19 protein-coding genes and 1 pseudogene are annotated in these 21,480 nt (G+C 70.7%); 8 read left to right on the top strand and 12 right to left on the bottom strand.

Annotation, left to right across the window (positions count from 1 at the left end; translation table 11 throughout):
* Positions 1–12: 12 nt before the first annotated feature.
* From BM393_RS23860 to mnmH, 4 genes are all read left to right on the top strand, one after another.
* A complete protein-coding gene (locus BM393_RS23860; RefSeq protein ID WP_091733727.1) occupies positions 13–840 on the top strand; it encodes an undecaprenyl-diphosphate phosphatase in 828 nt (275 codons plus the stop codon).
* Between the two features lie 113 nt (positions 841–953).
* A complete protein-coding gene (map, locus tag BM393_RS23855) occupies positions 954–1,772 on the top strand; it encodes a type I methionyl aminopeptidase (RefSeq protein WP_091733726.1) in 819 nt (272 codons plus the stop codon).
* A 16-nt stretch (positions 1,773–1,788) separates the two neighbouring features.
* The gene (locus BM393_RS23850; RefSeq protein ID WP_091733724.1) at positions 1,789–4,452 is read left to right on the top strand and encodes a [protein-PII] uridylyltransferase; all 2,664 of its coding nucleotides are present in this window, start codon (positions 1,789–1,791) and stop codon (positions 4,450–4,452) included.
* Positions 4,453–4,456: 4 nt separating this feature from the next.
* Positions 4,457–5,524 carry a tRNA 2-selenouridine(34) synthase MnmH gene (mnmH, locus tag BM393_RS23845; protein WP_091733722.1) on the top strand — a complete coding sequence of 356 codons (1,068 nt, stop codon included), beginning with the start codon at positions 4,457–4,459 and terminating at the stop codon, positions 5,522–5,524.
* 109 nt (positions 5,525–5,633) lie between these two features.
* Here mnmH and BM393_RS26255 read toward each other — a convergent pair whose 3' ends face one another.
* The 4 genes and pseudogenes from BM393_RS26255 to BM393_RS23830 all read right to left on the bottom strand — a co-directional run bounded on the left by BM393_RS26255 (position 5,634) and on the right by BM393_RS23830 (position 8,445).
* Complete coding sequence (locus BM393_RS26255; protein WP_147241905.1) at positions 5,634–5,981, bottom strand: FKBP-type peptidyl-prolyl cis-trans isomerase; 348 nt, start codon at positions 5,979–5,981, stop codon at positions 5,634–5,636.
* A 33-nt stretch (positions 5,982–6,014) separates the two neighbouring features.
* Positions 6,015–6,359, bottom strand: a pseudogene (locus BM393_RS26250) (FKBP-type peptidyl-prolyl cis-trans isomerase); the annotation flags it as partial.
* Between the two features lie 125 nt (positions 6,360–6,484).
* The gene (gene gluQRS, locus BM393_RS23835) at positions 6,485–7,378 is read right to left on the bottom strand and encodes a tRNA glutamyl-Q(34) synthetase GluQRS (protein ID WP_254783595.1); all 894 of its coding nucleotides are present in this window, start codon (positions 7,376–7,378) and stop codon (positions 6,485–6,487) included.
* 104 nt (positions 7,379–7,482) lie between these two features.
* Positions 7,483–8,445, bottom strand: coding sequence for a LysR substrate-binding domain-containing protein (locus BM393_RS23830; RefSeq protein WP_091733716.1), 963 nt, complete (start codon positions 8,443–8,445; stop codon positions 7,483–7,485).
* 122 nt (positions 8,446–8,567) lie between these two features.
* Here BM393_RS23830 and BM393_RS23825 point away from each other — a divergent pair, with 122 nt between their 5' ends.
* Positions 8,568–9,290, top strand: a complete 723-nt coding sequence (locus BM393_RS23825; protein WP_091733714.1) for a pirin family protein — start codon at positions 8,568–8,570, stop codon at positions 9,288–9,290.
* A gap of 61 nt (positions 9,291–9,351) precedes the next feature.
* Positions 9,352–10,062: a DUF599 domain-containing protein gene (locus tag BM393_RS23820; protein WP_091733712.1), complete on the top strand. Its 711-nt coding sequence runs from the start codon at positions 9,352–9,354 to the stop codon at positions 10,060–10,062.
* Between the two features lie 58 nt (positions 10,063–10,120).
* Here the strand turns inward: BM393_RS23820 and clpB are convergent, their stop codons facing one another.
* The 4 genes from clpB to BM393_RS23800 form a co-directional block, all read right to left on the bottom strand.
* A complete protein-coding gene (gene clpB / locus BM393_RS23815; protein WP_091733710.1) occupies positions 10,121–12,733 on the bottom strand; it encodes an ATP-dependent chaperone ClpB in 2,613 nt (870 codons plus the stop codon).
* 97 nt (positions 12,734–12,830) lie between these two features.
* Positions 12,831–13,859: a S66 peptidase family protein gene (locus tag BM393_RS23810; RefSeq protein WP_091733708.1), complete on the bottom strand. Its 1,029-nt coding sequence runs from the start codon at positions 13,857–13,859 to the stop codon at positions 12,831–12,833.
* Positions 13,856–14,236 carry a fluoride efflux transporter CrcB gene (gene crcB / locus BM393_RS23805; protein ID WP_091733706.1) on the bottom strand — a complete coding sequence of 127 codons (381 nt, stop codon included), beginning with the start codon at positions 14,234–14,236 and terminating at the stop codon, positions 13,856–13,858. The genes BM393_RS23810 and crcB overlap by 4 nt, the downstream gene beginning before the upstream one ends.
* Positions 14,233–14,727 (bottom strand): molybdenum cofactor biosynthesis protein MoaE, encoded by a 495-nt coding sequence (locus BM393_RS23800; RefSeq protein ID WP_091733704.1) that lies wholly within the window; start codon positions 14,725–14,727, stop codon positions 14,233–14,235. The genes crcB and BM393_RS23800 overlap by 4 nt, the downstream gene beginning before the upstream one ends.
* Positions 14,728–14,935: 208 nt before the next feature.
* Between BM393_RS23800 and BM393_RS23795 the strand changes: the two genes are divergently transcribed.
* Both BM393_RS23795 and BM393_RS23790 read left to right on the top strand, forming a co-directional pair.
* The gene (locus BM393_RS23795; RefSeq protein WP_091733703.1) at positions 14,936–15,445 is read left to right on the top strand and encodes a hypothetical protein; all 510 of its coding nucleotides are present in this window, start codon (positions 14,936–14,938) and stop codon (positions 15,443–15,445) included.
* A 142-nt stretch (positions 15,446–15,587) separates the two neighbouring features.
* Complete coding sequence (locus BM393_RS23790) at positions 15,588–16,313, top strand: glutamine amidotransferase (RefSeq protein WP_091733701.1); 726 nt, start codon at positions 15,588–15,590, stop codon at positions 16,311–16,313.
* Positions 16,314–16,432: 119 nt separating this feature from the next.
* On the opposite strand, the gene BM393_RS23785 is transcribed toward BM393_RS23790, so the two are convergent.
* The 4 genes from BM393_RS23785 to BM393_RS23770 form a co-directional block, all read right to left on the bottom strand.
* Positions 16,433–17,320, bottom strand: coding sequence for an RNA ligase family protein (locus BM393_RS23785; protein WP_091733699.1), 888 nt, complete (start codon positions 17,318–17,320; stop codon positions 16,433–16,435).
* 347 nt (positions 17,321–17,667) lie between these two features.
* A complete protein-coding gene (locus BM393_RS23780) occupies positions 17,668–17,940 on the bottom strand; it encodes a hypothetical protein (RefSeq protein WP_091733697.1) in 273 nt (90 codons plus the stop codon).
* A gap of 96 nt (positions 17,941–18,036) precedes the next feature.
* Positions 18,037–18,732 carry a two-component system response regulator KdpE gene (gene kdpE, locus BM393_RS23775; protein ID WP_091733695.1) on the bottom strand — a complete coding sequence of 232 codons (696 nt, stop codon included), beginning with the start codon at positions 18,730–18,732 and terminating at the stop codon, positions 18,037–18,039.
* Positions 18,729–21,473 (bottom strand): DUF4118 domain-containing protein, encoded by a 2,745-nt coding sequence (locus BM393_RS23770; RefSeq protein ID WP_091733693.1) that lies wholly within the window; start codon positions 21,471–21,473, stop codon positions 18,729–18,731. Before BM393_RS23770 ends, kdpE begins: the two co-directional genes overlap by 4 nt.
* Positions 21,474–21,480: the final 7 nt, after the last annotated feature.

Genomic DNA, 21,480 nt, shown 5'->3' with positions numbered 1-21,480 from the left:
TGGAGTCGTAGTTTGGACACTGTGCTGCTGATCAAGGCCGCGATCATGGGGATCGTGGAGGGCCTGACCGAATTCCTGCCGATCTCGTCGACCGGCCACCTGATCCTCACGGGCGCGCTGCTGGGCGGCTTCGAGGATGCGCGGGGCAAGGTCTTCGACATCGCGATCCAGACCGGCGCGATCCTGGCCGTGATCATCGTCTACTGGCAGCGCCTGCGCGACACGGCCGCCGGACTGGGCAGCGACGCCCGCGCGCGCCGCTTCGTCCTCAACGTCGCGATCGGCTTCCTGCCGGCGGTGATCCTCGGCCTGCTGTTCGGCAAGGCGATCAAGGAACACCTGTTCACCCCGGTCGTCGTGGCGAGCACCTTCATCATCGGCGGCGTGATCATCCTGTGGGCGGAACGCCGGCAGCAGAGCGCCGTGCGCATCCACGAGGTCGACGACATGAGCCCGCTGGACGCCCTCAAGGTCGGCCTGGTGCAGTGCCTGGCGATGGTGCCGGGCACCAGCCGCTCGGGCGCGACCATCATCGGCGGCATGCTGCTGGGCCTGTCGCGCAAGGCGGCGACCGATTTCAGCTTCTTCCTGGCGATCCCGACGCTGATCGGCGCCGGCCTGTACAGCCTCTACAAGGAGCGCTCGGTGCTGTCGACCGGCGACATCCCGCTGTTCGCGGTCGGCCTGTTCTTCTCCTTCGTCAGCGCCTGGATCTGCGTGCGCTGGCTGCTGCGCTACATCGCCAGCCACAGCTTCGTGCCCTTCGCCTGGTACCGCATCGCCTTCGGCATCGTGGTGCTGGTCACCGCCTACACCGGCCTGATCGTCTGGGCCGAATGAGCGCCGCCCGGCCCGGCGCGCCGCGAAGCTGACGCCCCGATGACGCGTTCCCCCGGATGGGGAACGCGTCCACCCCTGCGGGGGGATGGCCGAACGCCTAAAATGCCGGCCTTATGACCATCACGATCAAGACCGGCGCCGACATCGACGCCATGCGCATCGCCGGCCGTCTGGCGTCCGAGGTGCTGGACATGCTGACCCCGCACGTCAAGCCGGGCGTCACCACCGACCACCTCGACAAGCTGGCCCACGACTACATCGTGAATGTCCAGCAAGGCATCCCCGCCCCGCTGAACTACCAGCCGCCGGGCTACACGCCGTACCCGAAGTCGATCTGCACCTCGATCAACCACCAGGTCTGCCACGGCATTCCCAACGACCGCCCGCTGAAGAACGGCGACATCGTGAACATCGACGTCACCGTCATCAAGGACGGCTGGCACGGCGACACCAGCCGGATGTTCGTCGTCGGCGAGGGCTCGATCGCGGCCAAGCGGCTGTGCTCCTTCACCTACGACGCGATGTGGAAGGGCATCCAGAAGGTCAAGCCGGGCGCGCGCCTGGGCGACATCGGCCATGCGATCCAGACCTTCGCCGAGAACGCCGGCTTCAGCGTCGTGCGCGAGTTCTGCGGCCACGGCATCGGCCAGAAGTTCCACGAGGAGCCCCAGGTGCTGCACTACGGCCGCCCGGGCACGCTCGAGGAACTGGTGCCGGGCATGGTCTTCACCATCGAGCCGATGATCAATGCCGGCCGGCGCGAGATCCGCGAGATGGGCGACGGCTGGACCATCGTCACCAAGGACCGCTCGCTGTCGGCGCAGTGGGAGCACACGGTGCTGGTCACCGAGACCGGCTTCGAGATCCTGACGCAGTCGGCCGGCACGCCGCCGCCGCCGGCCTTCGTCGCGCCGCAGGCCGTCCCGGCCTGATCGCGGCGGACCGCGCATGAACGCCAGGACGCCGGGCGAGGTCGGCGCTTCGCCGGCCGTGCCGCCTTCCGACGCCGCCCCGCTGACCGTCGCCGACCTGCGCCAGCGCTTCAAGGCCGGCAAGCAGCAGCTGCTGGAGGACTTCGCGGCCGCCAAGGCCAGCGTCGCCGCCGCCACGCGGCTGATGCGCCTGCTGGCCCGGCATGTCGACGGCACGCTGCAGGCGCTCTGGACGCATTCCGGCATCGCCGCCGCGGCGCCGGAGGCCGCGCTGGTCGCCGTCGGCGGCTACGGCCGCGGCGAGCTGTTCCCGCATTCGGACGTCGACGTGCTGGTGCTGCTGCCCGATGCGCTGCCGGGCGGCCTGACGCCCGACCAGCCCGGCCCGCTGAAGCAGGCGATCGAGGCCTTCATCACCGCCTGCTGGGACATCGGGCTGGAGATCGGCTCGTCGGTGCGCACCGTGCGCGAGTGCCTGGACGAGGCCGCCGGCGACGTCACCATCCAGACCGCGCTGCTCGAGTCGCGCTGGCTGGCCGGCTCGCGGCCGCTGGTCAAGCGCTTCGACCAGGCCTTCCGCGAGGCGGTCGATCCGCGCGCCTTCATGCGAGCCAAGACGCTGGAGATGCGCCAGCGCCACACGAAGTACGAGGAAACGCCCTACGCGCTGGAGCCCAACTGCAAGGAAAGTCCCGGCGGCCTGCGCGACCTGCAGGTGCTGATCTGGATCGCGCGCGGCGCGGGCCTGGGCCGGACCTGGTCGCAGCTCGCGGCCAAAGGCCTGATCACGCCCTTCGAGGCCCGCCAGCTGCAGCGCAACGAAGGCGTGCTCAAGAGCATCCGCTGCCAGCTGCACCTGGCGGCGAAGCGGCGCGAGGACCGGCTGGTCTTCGACCTGCAGACGGCGGTGGCGGAGCGCTTCGGCTACGAGTCCACCCGCTCGCTGCGCGCGTCCGAGAAGCTGATGCGCCGCTACTACTGGGCGGCCAAGGCGGTGACGCAGCTGAACCAGATCACGCTGCTCAACCTGGAAGACCAGATCAACGGCACGCGGGGCAACGAACCGCGCCCGGTCAACGACCGCTTCCTGGAGCGCAGCGGCATGCTGGAGATCGCGGCCGACGACCTCTACGAGCGCGAGCCGCACGCCATCCTCGAGACCTTCCTGATCTACCAGCAGACGCCCGGCATCAAGGGCCTGTCGGCCAAGACGCTGCGCGCGCTCTACAACGCGCGCGGGCTGATGAACAGCGCGTTCCGGCGCGATCCGGCCAACCGCGCGATGTTCATGCGCGTGCTTGAGGAGCCGCAGGGCCAGACGCACGCGTTCCGGTTGATGAACCAGACCTCGGTCCTGGGGCGCTACCTGTGGGTGTTCCGGCGCATCGTCGGGCAGATGCAGCACGACCTGTTCCACGTCTACACGGTGGACCAGCACATCCTCATGGTGCTGCGCAACATCCGCCGCTTCTTCATCCCCGAGCACACCCACGAGTACCCCTTCTGCTCGCAGCTGGCGGCGCAGTTCGACCGCCCTTCCCTGCTCTACATCGCGGCCCTCTTCCACGACATCGCCAAGGGCCGCGGCGGTGACCACTCCGACCTGGGCGCGGTCGAGGCGCGGCGCTTCTGCCGCGCGCACGGCCTGCCGAAGGCGGATGCGGCGCTGGTGGTGTTCCTGGTCGAGCATCACCTGACGATGTCGCGGGTGGCGCAGAAAGAGGACCTGTCCGATCCCGACGTCATCCAGCACTTCGCGCAGCTGGTGAAGGACGAACGCACGCTGACGGCGCTGTACCTGCTCACCGTCGCCGACATCCGCGGCACCGGCCCCAAGGTCTGGAACGCGTGGAAGGGCAAGCTGCTGGAGGATCTCTACCGGCTGACGCTGCGTGCGCTGGGCGGCGCGAAGCTGAACATGGCCGCCGAGATCGAGGCCCGCAAGCAGGAAGCGCGGCAGGAGCTGGCCCTGAAGGCGCAGTTGCCAGGCACCGAGGACGCGCTGTGGAAGACGCTGGACCTGAGCTACTTCGCGCGGCACGACGCACCGGACCTGGCCTGGCACGCGCGCGCGCTGTGGCGCCATGTCGCGAGCGCCGAGCCGGTGGTGCGGGCGCGCCCGTCACCGGTCGGCGAAGGCCTGCAGGTGCTGGTCTACGCCAAGGACCAACAGGACCTGTTCGCGCGCATCTGCGGCTACTTCGACGGCGCGGGCTTCAACATCCTGGACGCCAAGGTGCACACCACGCGCAGCGGTTATGCGCTGGACACCTTCCAGGTCATCGCGCCCGAGCTCGACTTGCACCACCGCGACCTGACCGCGCTGGTGGAATCCAAGCTCGGCCAGGCGCTGGTCGCGCAGGGCCCGCTGCCGGAGCCGCGCAAGGGGCGGCTGTCGCGCCGGGTGAAGAGTTTCCCGTTCACGCCGCGCATCTCGCTGCGCCCGGATGAGCGCGCGCAGCGCTGGCTGCTGTCGGTCAGCGCGACCGACCGCGCCGGCCTGCTGTACGCGATCGCGCGGGTGCTGGCGCGGCACGGCATCAACCTGCAGCTCGCCAAGGTCTCGACCCTGGGCGAGCGGGTCGAGGACACCTTCCTGCTCGACGGCGCGGCACTGCAGCAGAGCCGGATGCAGCTGCAGATCGAGAGCGAGCTGCTGGACGCGCTGTCGGTGCAGTGAGGCGATGAGCCAATACCACGTCATTGCGTCGGCCGAGGCTTTCGCGCGGCTCGACGGTTTCAGCACGGTCATCGACGTGCGCTCGCCGGCCGAGTTCGCCGAGGACCGCCTGCCCGGCGCGGTGAACTGGCCGGTGCTGGACAACGACGAGCGCCGCATCGTCGGTACGCTCTACAAGCAGGATCCGCTGGAGGCGCGCAAGATCGGCGCCGCGATCGTGGCGCGCAACATCGCCGCCCACCTGGACGCGAACCGGGCGCTGATGCAGAAGCATTGGCGGCCGCTGGTCTATTGCTGGCGGGGCGGGCAGCGCTCAGGGGCGATGAACTGGTTCCTGAACCAGATCGGGTTCAAGTCGCTGCAGCTGGTGGGGGGCTACAAGGCCTTCCGCGGCGAGGTGATCCGGACGCTGGCCGAGCTGCCGGCGCGCTTTGATTTCGTGGTGCTGTGCGGGCGGACCGGCTCGGGCAAGACGCGCTTGCTGCAGGCGCTCGCGGGCGTGGGGGCGCAGGTGCTCGACCTGGAGGCGCTCGCGCGTCACCGCGGATCGGTGCTCGGCGCCCTGCCCGACCAGGCCCAGCCGAGCCAGAAGGCCTTCGACACGGCGCTGTGGCAGGCGATGGTGCGGCTCGACCCGGCGCGGCCGGTGTTCGTCGAAAGCGAGAGCCGCAAGATCGGCGGCGTGCAGTTGCCGGAGCCGCTGCACCTGCGCTTGCGTCAGCAGGGGCGCTGCGTGTGGATCGACATGGCGGAGGCCGGGCGCGTGCAGCTGCTGCTGGAGGACTATGCGCACTTCCGGTCCGACGCGGAGGGTTTCAATGCGCTCATCGCGGGTCTGGTGACGCTGCGCGGTCGCGAACGCGTGGAGCGCTGGCAAGGGATGGCGCGGAGCGGGCAATGGGCTGAGCTCTTCGGGGAGCTCATGCGCGAGCACTATGACCCTGGCTACGAACGGTCGCTGACCAACCACTTTCCGCAGTTGAGCTCGGCGCCGCGCATCGGCTTGGAAGACAGCGGCCCCGGCAGCACCGGTCAGGCGGTGCAGGCCCTGCTGGCCATTGCTGGCGCATGACCCTCTCTCGCGGCCTGCGACGAGCCCCCTCACCCTAACCCTCTCCCCCTCGCGGGGGAGAGGGGATGAGGTGCGAGGGAGAGGGCGGGGGTGAGGGGAAACCGTGCCGTCAGACGGCCAGCAGTTCCACCTCGAACAGCAGCGTCGCATGCGGGGGAATCACACCGCCGGCGCCATACGCGCCATAGCCCAGTTCCGACGGAATCACCAGGAACCGGGTCCCGCCGACCTTCATGCCCTGCACGCCCTCATCCCAGCCCTTGATGACTTCCCCGGCTCCGAGGTGGAAGCGGAACGGATCCCGACGGTCCTTGGACGAGTCGAACTTGCGCCCACGCTGCCCGTCCTTGTAGAGCCAGCCGGTGTAATGCACGGTCACGCGCTTGCCGGCCTCGGCCACGGCGCCCTCGCCGGTGGTGACGTCTTCGAACTCGAGGCCGCTGGCGGTCTTGGTCAGCTGGTTGAGGGTGATCGGCTCGGCGCCGCCGGAGACGCCCAGCAGTTCCACCTCGAACATCAGCGTCGCGTTCGGCGGAATCACGCCACCGGCGCCGCGCGCGCCATAACCGAGTTGCGGCGGGATCACCAGAACCCGGGTGCCGCCGACCTGCATGCCCTGCACGCCTTCATCCCAGCCCTTGATGACCATGCCGCCGTCGAGCTCGAACTCGAACGGCTCGCCGCGGTCCTTGCTGGAATCGAACTTGGCGCCCTTCTGGCCGTCCTTGAACAGCCAGCCGGTGTAATGGACCTTCACGTCCTGGCCGGCACGGGCCGTGGCGCCGGTGCCCGGCGTGGTGTCGTCGTATTGCAGGCCGCTGTCGGTCGTTTTCATCAAAGGATTCCTTGAAAGGGGATGTCCGCGGACATCGGGAACGCAAAGGCGTGATCATGCCAGCCGTCGGGCCGCCCGGCCGTGCCACGGGTTCACGCACGGGCTGGACGCGGCGTGGCGGCGCCTCAGGGCTGGCGGGCCGGCCACGCGGCCACCGCGCGCTCGAACCACTCGGGCATCGTCCGCGCCGCCAGGGCCGGCAGGCCCAGGCGCTCGCCGGCACGGCGCAGCGCGGCAAGCGGGTCGCCCAGGTCCAGCGCCCGGGCGCCGTTCTGCTTGGACAGCTTCTCGCCGTTGTCGCCCAGCACCAGCGGGGTGTGCAGGTAGCGCGGGCGCGGCAGTCCCAGCAATTCCTGCAGCCGGATCTGCCGGGGCGTGTTGTCGGCCAGGTCCTCGCCGCGGACCACGTCGGTCACGCCCTGCCAGCCGTCGTCGACGACGACCGCCAGCTGATAGGCCCACAGCCCGTCGGCGCGTTTCAGGACGACATCGCCGACCTCGTCCGTCAGGTCCTGCGACTGCGGCCCGAGCCGGCGGTCCTGCCAGTCAATGCGCAGCGGCACCGGTGCCTCGCCCGACTGGCCGACCTGGGCCGTGCTGCGCAGGCGCCAGGCGCGTGCCGGCTTGCCGTGCAGGCCATGGCGGCAGGTGCCGGGGTAGACCAGCTCCCCGTGGCGCTCCCGCTGCCCGCCGCGCGCCGCGATCGCCTCGGCGATGTCCTTGCGCGAGCAGCCGCAGGGATAGGCCCAGCCGGCGGCGACCAGCCGGTCGAGCGCCGCCTGGTAGGCCGGACCGCGCCGGGACTGCCACACCGGCGGCGCGTCCGGCAGCAGCCGCACCTGGGCGAGCTGCGACAGCACCATCGCATCGGCGCCGGCCGGACAGCGCGGCCCGTCGACGTCCTCGATCCGGATCAGCCAGCGGCCGCCATGCGCCCGCGCGTCGAGCCAGCTCGCCAGCGCGGCCACGAGCGAGCCCTCATGCAGCGGCCCGGTCGGCGATGGCGCGAAGCGGCCCACATACCGGCCGGCGCGGCGGCCATCGCCGTAATCGCCGTGATTGCCGTGATCGACGCCAACATCGGCGGCTTGCGCCTCGCCGCTGCCCGAGCGCCCCGCATCGCTCACAGCAGCAGGCCCTCGTGCTGCTCCAGCAGCGAGCGCCGGGTCGCCTCGCTCTTGAGCCGCTCCAGCCACCAGGCCAGCGCCTTGGCGGGCCGGTGGCCGGTGTTGCGCCACGCGTAATGCATCGGCGAGATCCGCTTGCCCTGGAAGGTCTCCTTCCTCACGAGCCGACCGGCGTCGATGTGGCGGCGCACCATCGGCGTCGGCAGGAACCCCACGCCCAGGCCGCGCAACATGGCCTCCAGCTTGGTCGCCATCGACGGCACGGTCAGCACCTCCTGCCCGGGCACCACCCCCACCGTCATCGGCGCGAGGCTGCGCGCCGTGTCCGCCACCGCGACGATGCGGTGGCGCGCGATCTCGGCCGAGGTCAGCACGCCCTCGAACTCCGCCAGCGGATGGTGCGGCGCGACGCAGAACACCATCTCCATCGGCCCCAGCACCTCGCAGACCACCGAGCTGCCCGGCGGCTGCGCGCTGGTGCCGATGGCCAGGTCGGCCTGGCCGGAGATCAGCGCCTCCCAGGTGCCCGACAAGACCTCGGTGCGCAGCTTCAGGCGGGTGGGCGGCGGCTTGCCGTCCTCCTTCTCCTGGTAGAAGGTCTCCATCAGGTCGAAGATCGCGCGCCGCGCGACCGCGTCGTCGAAGGCGATGGTGAGCTCGCTCTCCCAGCCGGTGGCCACGCGCTTGACCCGGTTCGCGACCGCGTCCATCTCCTGCAGCAGCCGCCGGCCCTCGGTCAGCAGCTCATGGCCGGCGGCGGTCAGCACCGCCTGGCGCGAGCTGCGGTCGAACAGCAGCACGTCCAGCGCCTCCTCCAGCTGCCGCACCGAATAGGTCAGCGCCGACGGCACCTTCCCCATCTCCCGCGCCGCCGCCGCGAAGCTGCCGCTGCGCGCGATGCTGTCCATCATGGCCAGCGCCTCCGGCGTCAGCACCCGTCGTTTGTCTTGCTGTGACATTCCTTCATCTTATTTGAACGGTGGCTTCAAGCCCCCTCCCCCTCGGCAGAGGCCCTCATCCCTACAGTGAACCCATCGCAACACAACGGCCCGCCACCACAGGCCAGCAAAGGAGCATTCAAATGCGTGAAGTCATCAAGTCCTCGGACCGCGGTTATGCTGATCACGGCTGGCTCAAGAGCTTCCACAGCTTCTCGTTCGCGGACTACTACAACCCGCGCCGCATGGGCTTCGGCCCGCTGCGGGTGATCAACGAGGACCGCATCGCCGGCGGCACCGGCTTCGGCACGCACGGCCACCGCGACATGGAGATCATCAGCTACGTGCTGAGCGGCGAGCTGGCGCACCAGGACAGCATGGGCAACGGCAAGCCGGGCGGCGCGAACGCCGGCGTGATCCGTCCGGGCGACGTGCAGCGCATGAGCGCCGGCACCGGCGTGATGCACAGCGAGTTCAACCACTCCAAGGACGGCGAGACCCACTTCCTGCAGATCTGGGTGATGCCGGACCGGCAGGGCGTGACGCCCGGCTACGAGCAGAAGCACTTTCCCGAGGCGGACAAGCGCGGCCGGCTGCGCCTGGTCGCCTCGCCGGACGGCGCGCAGGACTCGGTGTCCATCCACCAGGACGCGCGCCTGTACGCCGGCCTGTTCAACGGCGATGAACGCGCCGAGCTGCCGCTGGCGCCGGACCGGCTCGCCTACGTGCATGTGGTGCGCGGCCGGCTGAGCGTCAACGGCGAGGCGCTGGGCGCGGGCGACGCGCTGCAGCTGGCCAAGGAAGCGGCCATCACGCTCGAGGCCGGCGAGGACGCCGAGGTGCTGGTGTTCGACCTGCCGGTCTGACGCCCGCCGGCGGCGGGACCATCCCGGTCCCGCCGCGCACCCCGGCCTCTACACTCGCGCGATGCAATCGCTCCGACAACTGCTGACCGCGCTGCCGCTGCTGGACTGGGCCGCCCTGGGCCTGTACTTCCTGACCTGGGTCGCCTACGCCCACTTCTCCAAGCACCATGCGGAGGGGCAAGGTTCGCTGCTCGCGATCACGAACCGGGTGCGGCGCCAGTGGATGCTGCAGCTGACCTACCGCGAGATGCGGGTGCTGGACGGCGCGGTCAGCCAGGCGCTGCTGTCGAGTCCGTCCTTCTTCGCGTCGACGACCATCCTGATCATCGGCGGCCTGCTGGCCGCGCTGGGCGCGAGCGAGCAGACCAGCGCGATGGTGCTGGAGCTGCCCTTCACGGTGAAGACCAGCACGCTGGTCTTCGACATCAAGCTGGCGCTGCTGACCGGCATCTTCGTCTACGCCTTCTTCCGCTTCACCTGGAGCATGCGGCAGTACACCTTCGGCGCGCTGCTGGTGGCCTCCGCGCCGGAGGCGGGCCAGTTCGAGCAACAGGGGCCCGAGGCCCGCGAGCAGTTCGCCGACCGCGCCGGCGCGGTCGTGGGCATGGCCGCCGAGGCCTTCAACGACGGGTTGCGCGGCTACTACCTGGCCTTCCCGGTGGTGGCCTGGTTCTTCTCGCCCTGGGCGTTGATGCTCGCCACGGCCGGCGTGGTCTACGTGCTGTACCAGCGCGAGTTCCGGTCCGAGGTGCTGGAGAAGCTGCGGGCCTGAAACAGGCGCGGGGCGCCTGGGCGCCCCGCGGTCGTTCCGGCGCCCGCGGGCGCGGTGGTCAGTGGACGACGCGTCCGAACGAGAACTCGCCCGGCTCGCCGCCGATGGCGTGCTCGACACCGACCGGGATCACGTCCTTCGGACCGAAGCGCCCCTGCAGGATCAGCTTGGACAGCGGGTTCTCGATGCGCTGCTGGATCGCCCGCTTGAGCGGCCGCGCGCCGAAGACCGGATCGAAGCCGACCTTGGCCAGCTCGTCGAGCGCCTCGTCGCTGACGTCGAGCTTCATCTCCAGCTTGTCCAGCCGCTGCTCCAGCTGCCGCAGCTGGATCTTCGCGATCGACTTGATGTGCGCCTGGCCCAGCGCGTGGAAGATCACCGTCTCGTCGATGCGGTTGAGGAACTCGGGGCGGAAATGCGCCTTGACCTCGCCCCACACCGCGTCGCGGATCACCTCGTCGGACTCGCCCTGCAGCGCCATGATGTGCTGCGAGCCCAGGTTGGACGTCATCACGATCACGCAGTTCTTGAAGTCCACGGTGCGGCCCTGGCCGTCGGTCAGGCGGCCATCGTCCAGCACCTGCAGCAGCACATTGAACACGTCCGGATGGGCCTTCTCGACCTCGTCCAGCAGCAGCACGCTGTAGGGCTTGCGGCGCACGGCCTCGGTCAGGTAGCCGCCCTCGTCGTAGCCGACATAACCCGGAGGCGCGCCGATCAGGCGGCTGACCGAGTGCTTCTCCATGAACTCGCTCATGTCGATGCGGACCATGTGGTCCTCGCTGTCGAACAGGAAACCGGCGAGCGCCTTGCACAGCTCGGTCTTGCCCACGCCCGTCGGGCCCAGGAACAGGAAGCTGCCCAGCGGCTTGTTCGGGTCGGACAGCCCGGCGCGCGAGCGGCGGATCGCATCCGCCACCGCGACGATGGCCTCGTCCTGGCCGACGACGCGCTCATGCAGCTTCGCTTCCATCTGCAGCAGCTTGTCGCGCTCGCCCTGCATCAGCTTGGACACCGGGATGCCGGTCGCGCGCGAGACCACCTCGGCGATCTCCTCGGCGCCGACCATCGTGCGCAGCAGCTGCGGCACCGACTTGTCCTTGGCCTTGCCGGCCTCCTTGGCCTGGGCTTCGTTCAGGCGCTTCTCCAGCTCGGGCAGCTTGCCGTATTGCAGCTCGGCGACCTTGTTGAAGTCGCCCTTGCGCTTGAGCTCCTCGATCTGGAACTTGATGCGGTCGATCTCTTCCTTGACGTGCGCGGAGCCCTGGGCCTGCGCCTTCTCGGCGGTCCAGATCTCCTCCAGGTCGTTGTATTCGCGCTGGAGCTTGAGCAGCTCTTCCTCGATCAGCGTGAAGCGGCGCTGCGAGCCCTCGTCGGTCTCCTTGCGCACGGCCTCCCGCTCGATCTTGAGCTGGATCATGCGGCGGTCGAGCCGGTCCATCGCCTCGGGCTTGGAGTCGATCTCGATCTTGATCTTGGCGGCGGCCTCGTCGATCAGGTCGATGGCCTTGTCGGGCAGGAAGCGGTCGGTGATGTAGCGGTGCGAGAGCTCGGCCGCCGCGACGATGGCCGGGTCGGTGATCTCGACGCCGTGGTGGACCTCGTACTTCTCCTGCAGGCCGCGCAGGATGGCGATCGTGGCCTCGACGCTGGGCTCGTCGACCAGCACCTTCTGGAAGCGGCGCTCCAGCGCGGCGTCCTTCTCGACGTACTTGCGGTACTCGTCCAGCGTGGTGGCGCCGATGCAGTGCAGCTCGCCGCGCGCGAGCGCGGGCTTGAGCATGTTGCCGGCGTCGATGGCGCCCTCGGCCTTGCCGGCGCCCACCATGGTGTGGATCTCGTCGATGAAGAGGATGATGCGGCCCTCGTCGGCGGCGACTTCCTTGAGCACGGACTTCAGGCGTTCCTCGAATTCACCGCGGAACTTGGCGCCGGCGAGCAGGCCGGCCATGTCCAGCACCAGGACGCGCTTGTCCTTGAGCGATTCGGGCACCTCGCCGTTGACGATGCGCTGGGCCAGGCCCTCGACGATGGCGGTCTTGCCGACGCCGGGCTCACCGATCAGCACCGGGTTGTTCTTGCTGCGGCGCTGCAGCACCTGGATCGCGCGACGGATCTCGTCGTCGCGGCCGATCACCGGATCGAGCTTGCCGGCGCGGGCGCGCTCGGTCAGGTCGAGGGTGTACTTCTTCAGCGCCTCGCGGTTGCTTTCCGATTCCTGGCTGTCGACCTTCTGGCCGCCGCGGACCGCCTCGATCGCGGTCTCCAGGGCCTTGCGCGTCAGGCCGTGGCCGCGCACGACGCCGGCCAGGTCGCTCTTCGCGTCGGCCAGGGAGAGCAGGAACATCTCGCTGGCGATGAAGTGGTCGCCGCGCTTGGCGGCCTCCTTCTCCGCGGCCTGGATCAGGCCGATCAGGTCGCGGCTGGGCTGGACCTGCTGGCCCTCGCCCTGCACCTGCGGCAGGCCGGTGAGGATCGCGTCGACGGCCGCCTTCAAGGCCGGCACCTTCACGCCGGCCCGCTCCAGCAGCGCCTTGGGGCCCTCGTCCTGGGCCAGCATCGCGCCCAGCACGTGGGCGGGCTCGATGTAGGGGTTGTCGCGCGTCACCGCGAGGCTCTGGGCCTCCGCCAACGCTTCCTGAAACCGGGTGGTGAGCTTGTCGACTCGCATGGGAAAAACCTCCGTTGCGACCCCAACTGGGAGTGTGTCCCCATATTTCAAGATGCTGGGATCGTGGCAAGGCGGGTGCCCAACGGCGGCAGGCGCTTCAGATCAATCTCTGCTCCAGCACCAGGCGGCCGTCCGCCCAGTGCAAGCGGGTGGAAGCACCCTGCACGATCGACCACTGCGGCGCCACATGGCCGATGTCCACATCCAGCAGCACCGGGCAGCTCAGGCCGCCCAGCGCGCGTCGCAGCGCATCTCGCTCGGTGAAGTCACCAGCCGACGCGACCGCCTCCGGCACAGCGCTGCGCCCCAGAACCACGCCCGCCGCGTCCTCGAACCAACCCGCCAGCCGCAGGCCATGCAGCGCCCGGGCCAACTCGAAGGGCGGCAGCTCGGCCACCTCGAAGAACAGGATCGGCCGCCCGCCAGCGCCGCAGGCGGCCCGGAACGCCCGGACGTCACCGAACGGCGTTCCCGCCAGCCTCGACACCGAATCCAGACAGCCGCCGATCATCCGGCCCTCGATGGTCAGCGGCTCGGCGCCATCGTCCAGCGCGCGGACAACCGTTCCCGGCGCCTGCGGCTGCGCCAGTTCGGCACCAGCGCCACTGGCCCAGGCATCGAAGATCCGTGCCGACACCGCATCCAGCGCCGGATCGGCCAGCTGCATGAGATTCGGCCCATGCAGCGATGCCCAGCCCACCCTCACCAGCAAAGGCAACTGGATCGTCGACAGGTCCGAGAACCCGCTGAACCACTTGGGCGGAGCGTCGCGGAGGCGGTCGAAGTCGAGATGCTCCAACACCTCGATGGCCAACTCACCGCCCCAAGGCGGGATGACCGCCGCGACCGTGGGGTCGAGCAGCGCCGCCATCAATTCCGCCGCGCGCTCGGGCCCACTCGCGCTCGCGCCCTGCTCCTGCCGGCGCAGCGAGCGGCCCTCACGGACCTCGAACCCCTTGGCGCGCAGCAACGCCAGTGCCGCATCGAGTCGCTCATGCATCGCCGGACGGACGCCGGACGACGGCGCCATCACCGCGACGGTATCCCCCGGCCGCAACGCGCGGGGGAAACGCGGGCGTCCGGCGTTCACGGCGTCGGCTGCGGTCACGGTGCTTGCGGCGCTCATGCCGTGGTCAGCATCTGCATGAGCTTGAGCCCCGCCGCCGCCGCGGCCAGCGCACCGACGACATGCGCGGCCGAGTGCGACAGCGCCATCAGGAACTCACCGCGCTGCAGCAGCGACAGCGATTCGCCCGAGAACGAGGAGAAGGTGGTAAGGCCGCCCAGGAAACCGGTGACCAGCAGCAGCTTGAGCAGGTCATCGGGATAGCGGCCGAACCACTCGAGCGCCATGCCGATCAGGAAGCCGCCGACCAGGTTCACCGCCAGGGTGCCCAGCGGAAATCCCTGCCACTTCGTGTTCAGCCACAGGCCCGCGCCCCAGCGCGCCAGCGCGCCGCCCGAGGCCCCGACGGACACCGCCGCCACTTGCAACCAGCTCATCGACCATTCCCCTCCACTTCGATGCCCCATCGGGCGAGCGCCTCGTCATCGGCGACGCGGGCGTCGACCCAGCGGGCGCCGTCCGGTCCGTGCTCCTTCTTCCAGAACGGCGCCTGCGTCTTCAAGTAGTCCATCAGGAACTCGCAGGCCTGGAAGGCCTGGCCGCGATGCCGCGCGCTGACCAGCACCAGCACGATCTGCTCGCGCGGCCGCAGCGGGCCGACGCGGTGGATGACGCGCGCGCCCCGCAGGTCGAAGCGGCGGAAGGCCTCGTTGATCATGGCCTCGATCGAGGCCTCGGTCATGCCGGGGTAATGCTCCAGCTCCATCAGCGACACCGGCGTCCCGTCCGCGCCGTCGCGGACCGTGCCGACGAAGCTGACGACGGCCCCGACGCCACCATCCGCGGCGCGCAGCGCGAGCGTCTCGGCGCTGAGGTCGAAGTCTTCGGTCTGGACGGTGACGCGCGGCGTCGCGGCGGGCGGATTCATCCCGCCATTCTGGCCCATGGCCCGCGGCGCCCACCGGCCCGGCAACCGGCCGCCGGGCGGGCAGCGGCGCAGGCATGTTCCTGGGGAAAACCCACCCCGTCGCCTCCCCCATCCGATCGATGCGCGTACCGCACCCGCCCTCTAGCTTTGAGGCTGGAGTGCGCCGCGCTCCGGCTCGCCGCGCCGGTGCGGCCTTGCAGGAGCATTCATGTTCGGTCTGACCCTTCTCGGCGCCGTGCACACGGCCTTCGCGCTGGTGGCCCTCGTGGCCGGCTACGCGATGCTCTTGCGCCACGGCCGCATCGACGGCGCGTCCACCTGGGGACGCCTCTACGTCTGGTGCACCGTCGTCACCTGCCTGACGGCCTTCGGCATCTTCCGGCACGGCGGTTTCAACATCGCGCACACGCTGGCCATCATCACCCTGGTCACGCTGGCGATCGCCGCCGCCGCGGCCCGCACGCGCTTCCTCGGCGGCTTCTCGCCGTACGCGGAGACGCTGGGCTACTCCGCCACGCTGTTCTTCCACATGATCCCGGGGCTCAACGAGACCTTCACCCGCGTGCCCGTCGGCGCGCCGCTGTTCACCGGCCCCGACGACCCGGCGCTGCAGAAGGCCATCGGCGTGGTGCTGCTGCTCTTCCTGATCGTCATGGCGGCGCAGGCCTGGCGCATCCGCAAGGGCCCCGCGGCCGCACGGCAGCCGCATCCCGCCTGAGCGCAGCCCCCAAGCCTGAAGCGCCCATCGGCGAGCCTGTACGAATGGATAGGTCGTCTGGACGATCAGACGATGGCCGGGGCCGGGCGGGCGCGGATACTCGGCGCTCACCCTCCTCCCGCGCGCCGGCCGCGCCCGCACCATGTCCACGCTCAAGACCGTCCTGGCCCTGCGCCACCTGGCTTTCGAAGACCTCGGCCTGCTCGGGCCGGTGCTCGAGGCGCGCGGTTTCTCTCACTTCCTCATGCGGGACGCCGGCGTGGACGACCTGCGGGACGTGGACCTGGACGCGGTCGACCTGCTCGTGGTGCTCGGCGGCCCGATCGGCGCGTATGACGACGCGCTGTATCCGTATCTGAACGACGAGCTCGCGCTGATCCGTCGGCGCCTCGCCGCGCGGCGGCCGCTGCTGGGCATCTGCCTGGGCGCGCAGTTGATGGCGCGGGCGCTCGGCGCATCGGTGCGGCCGATGGCGCATGGCCGCAAGGAAATCGGCTTCGCGCCGCTCACCTTGACCGACGCCGGCCGCCAATCGCCGCTCGCGCCGCTGGCGCAAGGCCAGCCGGTGCTGCACTGGCACGGCGACCAGTTCGAGATCCCCGCCGGATGCGCGAGCCTCGCGACAACGCCGCTGTGCCCGCATCAGGCCTTCGCGGTCGAGGACTTCGCGCTGGGCCTGCAGTTCCATCTGGAAAGCGATCCGGCGCGGCTGGAGCAATGGCTGATCGGGCATGCCGGCGAGCTCGCGCAGGCGCGGGTCCCGCTGGACGCGCTGCGCAGCGACGCGAAGGCGCACGGGCCGGCGCTGCGCGTGGCCTTGGGCGATGTGATGGACCGCTGGATGGCGGGCTGGCCCGGCCGGACCTGACGCCCGGATCGGGCCGGCCGTCCGCCAAGGCATTCGACCACGCGACGCGGGCGCATCGCCGGCGCCAGGCCCGTCGCAAGAGGCAGGCACGCAACAGGCGTTCAAGCGCATCGCCGGCATCAGGCGCACCGCCGCTCGGGCGCGCCGGCGGACAGCGCTCGCAGCGCGCCCAGCGAGCGCAGCGTCTTCAGGCCGAGGTCGCGCCAGTGCACCGTCGGCTGCGCCGCGAACAGGTCCGCGCCGCCCGCGAGCGCGTTGGGCAGCAGCGAGGGCAAGGGGCTCGGGCCCTCGTCCGCCGTCTGCACCAGCCGGTAGCGCGCCAGCACCTGCCGGTCGTCCTCGACCTTGACGATCAGCCCCGCCGCCGGGCCGCTGCGGTCCGCGCGCGACTGCCACAGCGCCGCGGGCAGCGACTCGCGGATCGCCACCGCCTCGAAGGCGCGGCGCCAGTCGGTCGAGGCCGCGAGCGACGCGCGCAGCAGCGGCTCCAGCCATTGCGGGTGGGTCGGCATCGGCCCCGCGTAGAGCACCGGCGCGCTCAGCACCGGTGAGCCTTCGAGCAGCGCCAGCCGACGCGATGTCGACAGGCAGTGGCCGCTGTCGCGATCGACCAGTTCGGTCGCGATGAAGTAATGCGGCAGCCGGTCGTACCAGACGCGACGCATCGCGTAGGTCCAGGCGCCGTGCAGCGCGAGGCGGTCGCCGAGCCGCTCCATCAGCCGATGCTCGTGGGCCAGAGCCCAGATCTTCAGCGGGATGAAGGGGCGTTCGCCGAAGCCGCCCGCCAGGGGACGGCCCTTCGTAGCGAGCCGCAGTTCGCCGCGCGCGTCGAAGCCCAGTTCGGCATCGGCGCCGTCGAAGGCTTCCTCGATGACGACCTGTTGCCCGGCCAGCGTCGACAGCGGCAGCCGCTCGACGCCGGGGCCGGTGGGGTCAGGCAGCGGGCTCGGGCCCGCGAGGGTCGCCGCGCGCGCCAAAGGCGGCAGCGGCAGGGAGATGAGATGCATGAATCCGTCGGCCTGTCGCGTTGTTGGCGCGAGCAGGACCTCATGAGGTCAAGGGACCGACGGGGAGCGGAAGGTGGCGCGCCATGCGGCACCGGCATCGGGACCGGTGGGGGCATCGCGGCGAAGGAATCGGAAGGATCCGGACAGCCGTCGGCGATCAGCGAAGGGTGAACGTCGGGTTCTTCATCGGGCACCTCCTGGATGGCAAAGAGGTTGAGGGAGCGCGCGGGCGGTGGGCCTCGGCGGCGTGGGCGCGATTCTTCCACCGCGGCGATGACGGCGTCAACCGCGCGTGACGCCCCTGCTCGCCGCAGGGCCGGGGACGCGGCCACGACGGCCGCGCGGGCTCACTTGCTCTTCTTCTGCACCAGCTTGGCGTAGTCCGCCTGCAGCTTGGTCATGAAGTCGACCGTCGCGCGGAACTGCTGTTCGTGGAAATCGATGAGCTTCTGGAACTCGTCGGCCGCGACCTCGAAGGGCGTGCCCGCCGCGCGCATCGATTCCATGATCGCCTTCTGCGACGCGAGCACCGTGCTCCACGCCGCGTAGTTCTGCTCGAACGCCTTCTTCGACTGCTCGAAGAAGGTCTTGGCGAGTTCGACCTGGGCCTGCTGAATCATGAGATCTCTCCTGTTGAGCGTGTTGTCGAGCCAGCGCCCGGGACGGGCGTGCGGGCAATGCTACAGGGGACGCGGCCCGCGCGGGACCGCCGGCGCTCAGGGCATGAGCCGGTAGCCGACGCCGGTCTCGGTCAGCAGGTGCCGCGGGCTGGCGGGCTCGGCCTCCAGCTTCTGGCGCAGGTTGCCCATGTAGACGCGCAGGTAGTGGTTCTGCTCGACCTGCGACGGCCCCCACACCGCCTTCAGCAACTGGCGGTGCGTCAGCACCTTGCCGGCATTGCCGATCAGGTGGCTGAGCAGGCGGTACTCGATCGGCGTCAGGTGCACGTCCTGCGCCGCGCGGCGCACACGGCGCGCGGCCAGGTCGACCTCGACCTCGCCGAAACGGAACACCGGATCCTGCTGCTCGCTGGCCCGCGCCTGGCTGCGGCGCAGCGCGACGCGCACCCGCGCCATCAGCTCGCCGACGCCGAAGGGCTTGCTCAGGTAATCGTCGGCGCCATGGTCCAGCGCGGCGATCTTGTCGTCCTCCGCGCCGCGCGCGGACAGCACGATCACCGGCACCTGCGACCAGGCGCGCAGGTCGCGCAGGAAGTCCTGGCCATCGCCGTCCGGCAGGCCCAGGTCGAGGATGACCAGGTCCGGCCGCCGGGTGCCGGCATCGATCAGGCCCTGGCGCAGGGTGCCGGCCTCGTGCACGGCCCAGCCCTCGCCCTCCAGGGCCAGCCGCACGAAGCGGCGGATGTTCGGTTCGTCCTCGACGATCAGCGCGATCGGCTGCGGCTCGCTCACGGCAGCGGTTCCCCGTCTTCTTCGAAGGCCGGCAGCGCCGGCGATTGACCCAGGCGCAGCGAGAGGCTGAAGCGCGCCCCGCCCTGCGGCGTCGCGCGCTCGGCCCGGATGCTGCCGCCGTGGGCCTGCATGATGGCACGGCAGATCGCCAGCCCCAGGCCGACGCCCGGCAGGTGCGACTCGGCATGGCCGCGTGCGAATTTCTCGAACAGCGCCTCCTCGCGACCGGGCGGCAGCCCCGGACCGTTGTCCTCGACGGACAGGCGCATCTCGCCCTCGCCCGCCTGCAGCGCGCGCGGGTCGCCGATCGCCCGCGCGATCACGCGGATTTCGCTGCCCGGCGGCGTGTACTTCGCCGCGTTCTCCAGCAGGTTGACCAGCACGCGCTCGATCAGCACCGCGTCCAGTTCCACCATCGGCAAGGTCGCCGGCACGTCCAGCACGACGCGATGTCGCGCCAGCGTCGTCCCCATCAGCTGGAGGCTGCTGCCGACCACCTCGTCCACCGGCTGCCACTGCCGGTTGAGCTTGAGCGCGCCGCTCTGCAGCCGCGCCATGTCCAGCAGGTTGTGGACCATCGCGTTGATGCGCAGCGACTGCTGCTCGATCGCCCGCGCGGTCTCGGCCGCGCCGGCATCGAGCTCGCGCCGGGCCAACGTCTCGGCCAGTCCCTGCAGCGCCGCCAGCGGCGTGCGCAGGTCATGCGACAGCGCCGACAGCAGCGAGTTGCGCAGCCGCTCCGACTCGATCTGCAGCAGCGCCTGCTGCGCGACCTCGACGTAATGCACCCGCTCCAGCGCCTGGCCGGCGATGCGCGCGGCGGTCTCGAGCTGCGCGCGGCGCTCGGGCAGCAGCAGCGTGCGCGCGTCGCCGGGGCGCAGCGCCAGCACGCCGCGGGTGCGCATCGGCGCGCGCAGCGGCAGGTAGAACCACTGGCTGCCCGGCAGCGTATCCGTGCCCAGTCCCGCCGCCTGCTCGTGGTCGAGCGCCCAGCGCGCCGTGCCCGCGTCGGAGCGCTCGCCCGGCGGCAGCGCCTGCTCGGTGGGCGACGGCTGCAGTCGGTCGTCCTCGTCGAGCACGTGCAGCAGCGCCTGTCCGCCGAATTGCTGCGCGATCTGCTGCTCGGCCGTCGCCACCACCTGCTCGGTCTGCAGCGCGCCGGCCAGCTCGCGGGTGAGCTCGAACAGACCGCGCGCCCGCGCCTCGCGCTCGGAAGAGACGCGCGCCTCGTAACGCAGCCCCGCCGTCAGTTGCCCGGTGACCAGGCCGACGGCCAGCATGACCGCGAAGGTGATCACGTATTGCACGTCGCTGACCGCCAGGCTGAGCCGGGGCGCGACAAAGAGGAAGTCGAACAACGCGACGCTCAGGAAGCTCGCCAGCACCGCCGGCCCGCGGCCCCAGCGCATCGCCACCCCGACGACGCCAAGCAGGAACAGCATGACGATGTTGTCGTTGGCGATCCGGTGCGACAGCGGCCAGCAGGCCAGCGCCACGCCCACGCAGGCCAGCGTGGCCCAGAGGTAGCGACGCGGCGCGGCGCCGAAGCCGGGGCCGCGTTCGTCGGTGCTGCTGCGCTGGGTGGCCGATGCGCCGACCTGAATCAGGTCCAACTCCGGCGCGGCACCGCCCAGGCGGGCCGCCAGGCCGCGGCGGCCCCAGCGCCGCGACGAGGGCGCGCCGCGGCCCATCAGCAGCTTGGACAGGTTGTGCTCGCGCGCGTACTCGGCCAGGGCCGGCGCCGGGTCCTGCCCCGCCAGCACCGCCGTTGTCGCGCCCAGGTCCTGCGCCAGTCGCACCACGCGCAGGGTGCGCTCGCGCCGGGCGTCCGGCAGCCGGTGCAGCGCCGGCGTCTCGACATGGATCGCATGCCAGCTCACCGCCAGTTGCTGCGCCAGCTGCGCGGCGCTGCGCACGACCGATTCCGCCTCGTCGCCCGGTCCGATCGCGCAGAGGATGGCCGCCTCGGTCTTCCACACCGGCGCGATGCGCTCGTTGCTGCGCCAGGCCTGCACGTCGTCCTCGACGCGATCGGCGGTGCGGCGCAGCGCGAGCTCGCGCAGCGCCATCAGGTTGCCCTTGCGGAAGAAGTGCTGGCCGGCGCGCTCGGCCTGCGCGCCCTGGTAGACCTTGCCGGCCTTGAGGCGCGCGAGCAGCTCGTCGGCGGGCGTGTCCACCAGCACCACCTCGTCCGCGCGGTCGAAGAAGGTGTCGGGCAGCGTCTCCTGCACCCGCACCCCGGTGATGCCGCCGACGACGTCGTTCAGGCTCTCCAGGTGCTGGACATTGACGGTGGTGTAGACGCTGATGCCGTTGGCCAGCAGTTCCTCGACGTCCTGCCAGCGCTTGGGATGCCGCGAGCCAGCGACGTTGGAATGCGCCAGCTCGTCCACCAGGATCAGCGCGTCCGGCTGGCCGCGCAGCCGCTCGAGCGCGCCGTCGAGGTCGAACTCCGGCAGCGTGCGGTCGCGGTAGGCCACCTGCTGCATCGGCAGCCGCGGCAGGCCCTCGAGCAAGGCGGCGGTCTCGGCGCGGCCATGGGTCTCGACGACGCCGACCAGCGGCGCGCGGCCCTGCCCCGCCAGATGCCGCGCCGCCTGCAGCATCGCGAAGGTCTTGCCCACCCCGGCCGAGGCGCCGAAGTAGATGCGCAGGCGGCCGCGCGCCGCCGCCTCCTCCTGCTGGCGGAGTTGCGCCAGCAGGCTGTCGGGGTCAGGTCTCTCGTCGGTGACGCTGGGCATTCGGCGA

Origin of the sequence: Mitsuaria sp. PDC51 (genome assembly GCF_900113225.1) — a bacterium.
Lineage (GTDB): Bacteria > Pseudomonadota > Gammaproteobacteria > Burkholderiales > Burkholderiaceae_C > Roseateles.
This window is presented reverse-complemented; position numbering and strand designations above follow the sequence as displayed.

What these genes read in the sequence shown, in the direction of transcription:
- map (WP_091733726.1), top strand. Translation starts at nt 954, where the DNA reads ATGACCATCACGATCAAGACCGGCGCCGACATCGACGCCATGCGCATC.
- BM393_RS23850 (WP_091733724.1), top strand. Translation starts at nt 1,789, where the DNA reads ATGAACGCCAGGACGCCGGGCGAGGTCGGCGCTTCGCCGGCCGTGCCG.
- mnmH (WP_091733722.1), top strand. Translation starts at nt 4,457, where the DNA reads ATGAGCCAATACCACGTCATTGCGTCGGCCGAGGCTTTCGCGCGGCTC.
- BM393_RS23830 (WP_091733716.1), bottom strand. Translation starts at nt 8,445, where the DNA reads ATGTCACAGCAAGACAAACGACGGGTGCTGACGCCGGAGGCGCTGGCC.
- BM393_RS23825 (WP_091733714.1), top strand. Translation starts at nt 8,568, where the DNA reads ATGCGTGAAGTCATCAAGTCCTCGGACCGCGGTTATGCTGATCACGGC.
- BM393_RS23820 (WP_091733712.1), top strand. Translation starts at nt 9,352, where the DNA reads ATGCAATCGCTCCGACAACTGCTGACCGCGCTGCCGCTGCTGGACTGG.
- clpB (WP_091733710.1), bottom strand. Translation starts at nt 12,733, where the DNA reads ATGCGAGTCGACAAGCTCACCACCCGGTTTCAGGAAGCGTTGGCGGAG.
- BM393_RS23810 (WP_091733708.1), bottom strand. Translation starts at nt 13,859, where the DNA reads ATGAGCGCCGCAAGCACCGTGACCGCAGCCGACGCCGTGAACGCCGGA.
- crcB (WP_091733706.1), bottom strand. Translation starts at nt 14,236, where the DNA reads ATGAGCTGGTTGCAAGTGGCGGCGGTGTCCGTCGGGGCCTCGGGCGGC.
- BM393_RS23800 (WP_091733704.1), bottom strand. Translation starts at nt 14,727, where the DNA reads ATGAATCCGCCCGCCGCGACGCCGCGCGTCACCGTCCAGACCGAAGAC.
- BM393_RS23795 (WP_091733703.1), top strand. Translation starts at nt 14,936, where the DNA reads ATGTTCGGTCTGACCCTTCTCGGCGCCGTGCACACGGCCTTCGCGCTG.
- BM393_RS23790 (WP_091733701.1), top strand. Translation starts at nt 15,588, where the DNA reads ATGTCCACGCTCAAGACCGTCCTGGCCCTGCGCCACCTGGCTTTCGAA.
- BM393_RS23785 (WP_091733699.1), bottom strand. Translation starts at nt 17,320, where the DNA reads ATGCATCTCATCTCCCTGCCGCTGCCGCCTTTGGCGCGCGCGGCGACC.
- BM393_RS23780 (WP_091733697.1), bottom strand. Translation starts at nt 17,940, where the DNA reads ATGATTCAGCAGGCCCAGGTCGAACTCGCCAAGACCTTCTTCGAGCAG.
- BM393_RS23770 (WP_091733693.1), bottom strand. Translation starts at nt 21,473, where the DNA reads ATGCCCAGCGTCACCGACGAGAGACCTGACCCCGACAGCCTGCTGGCG.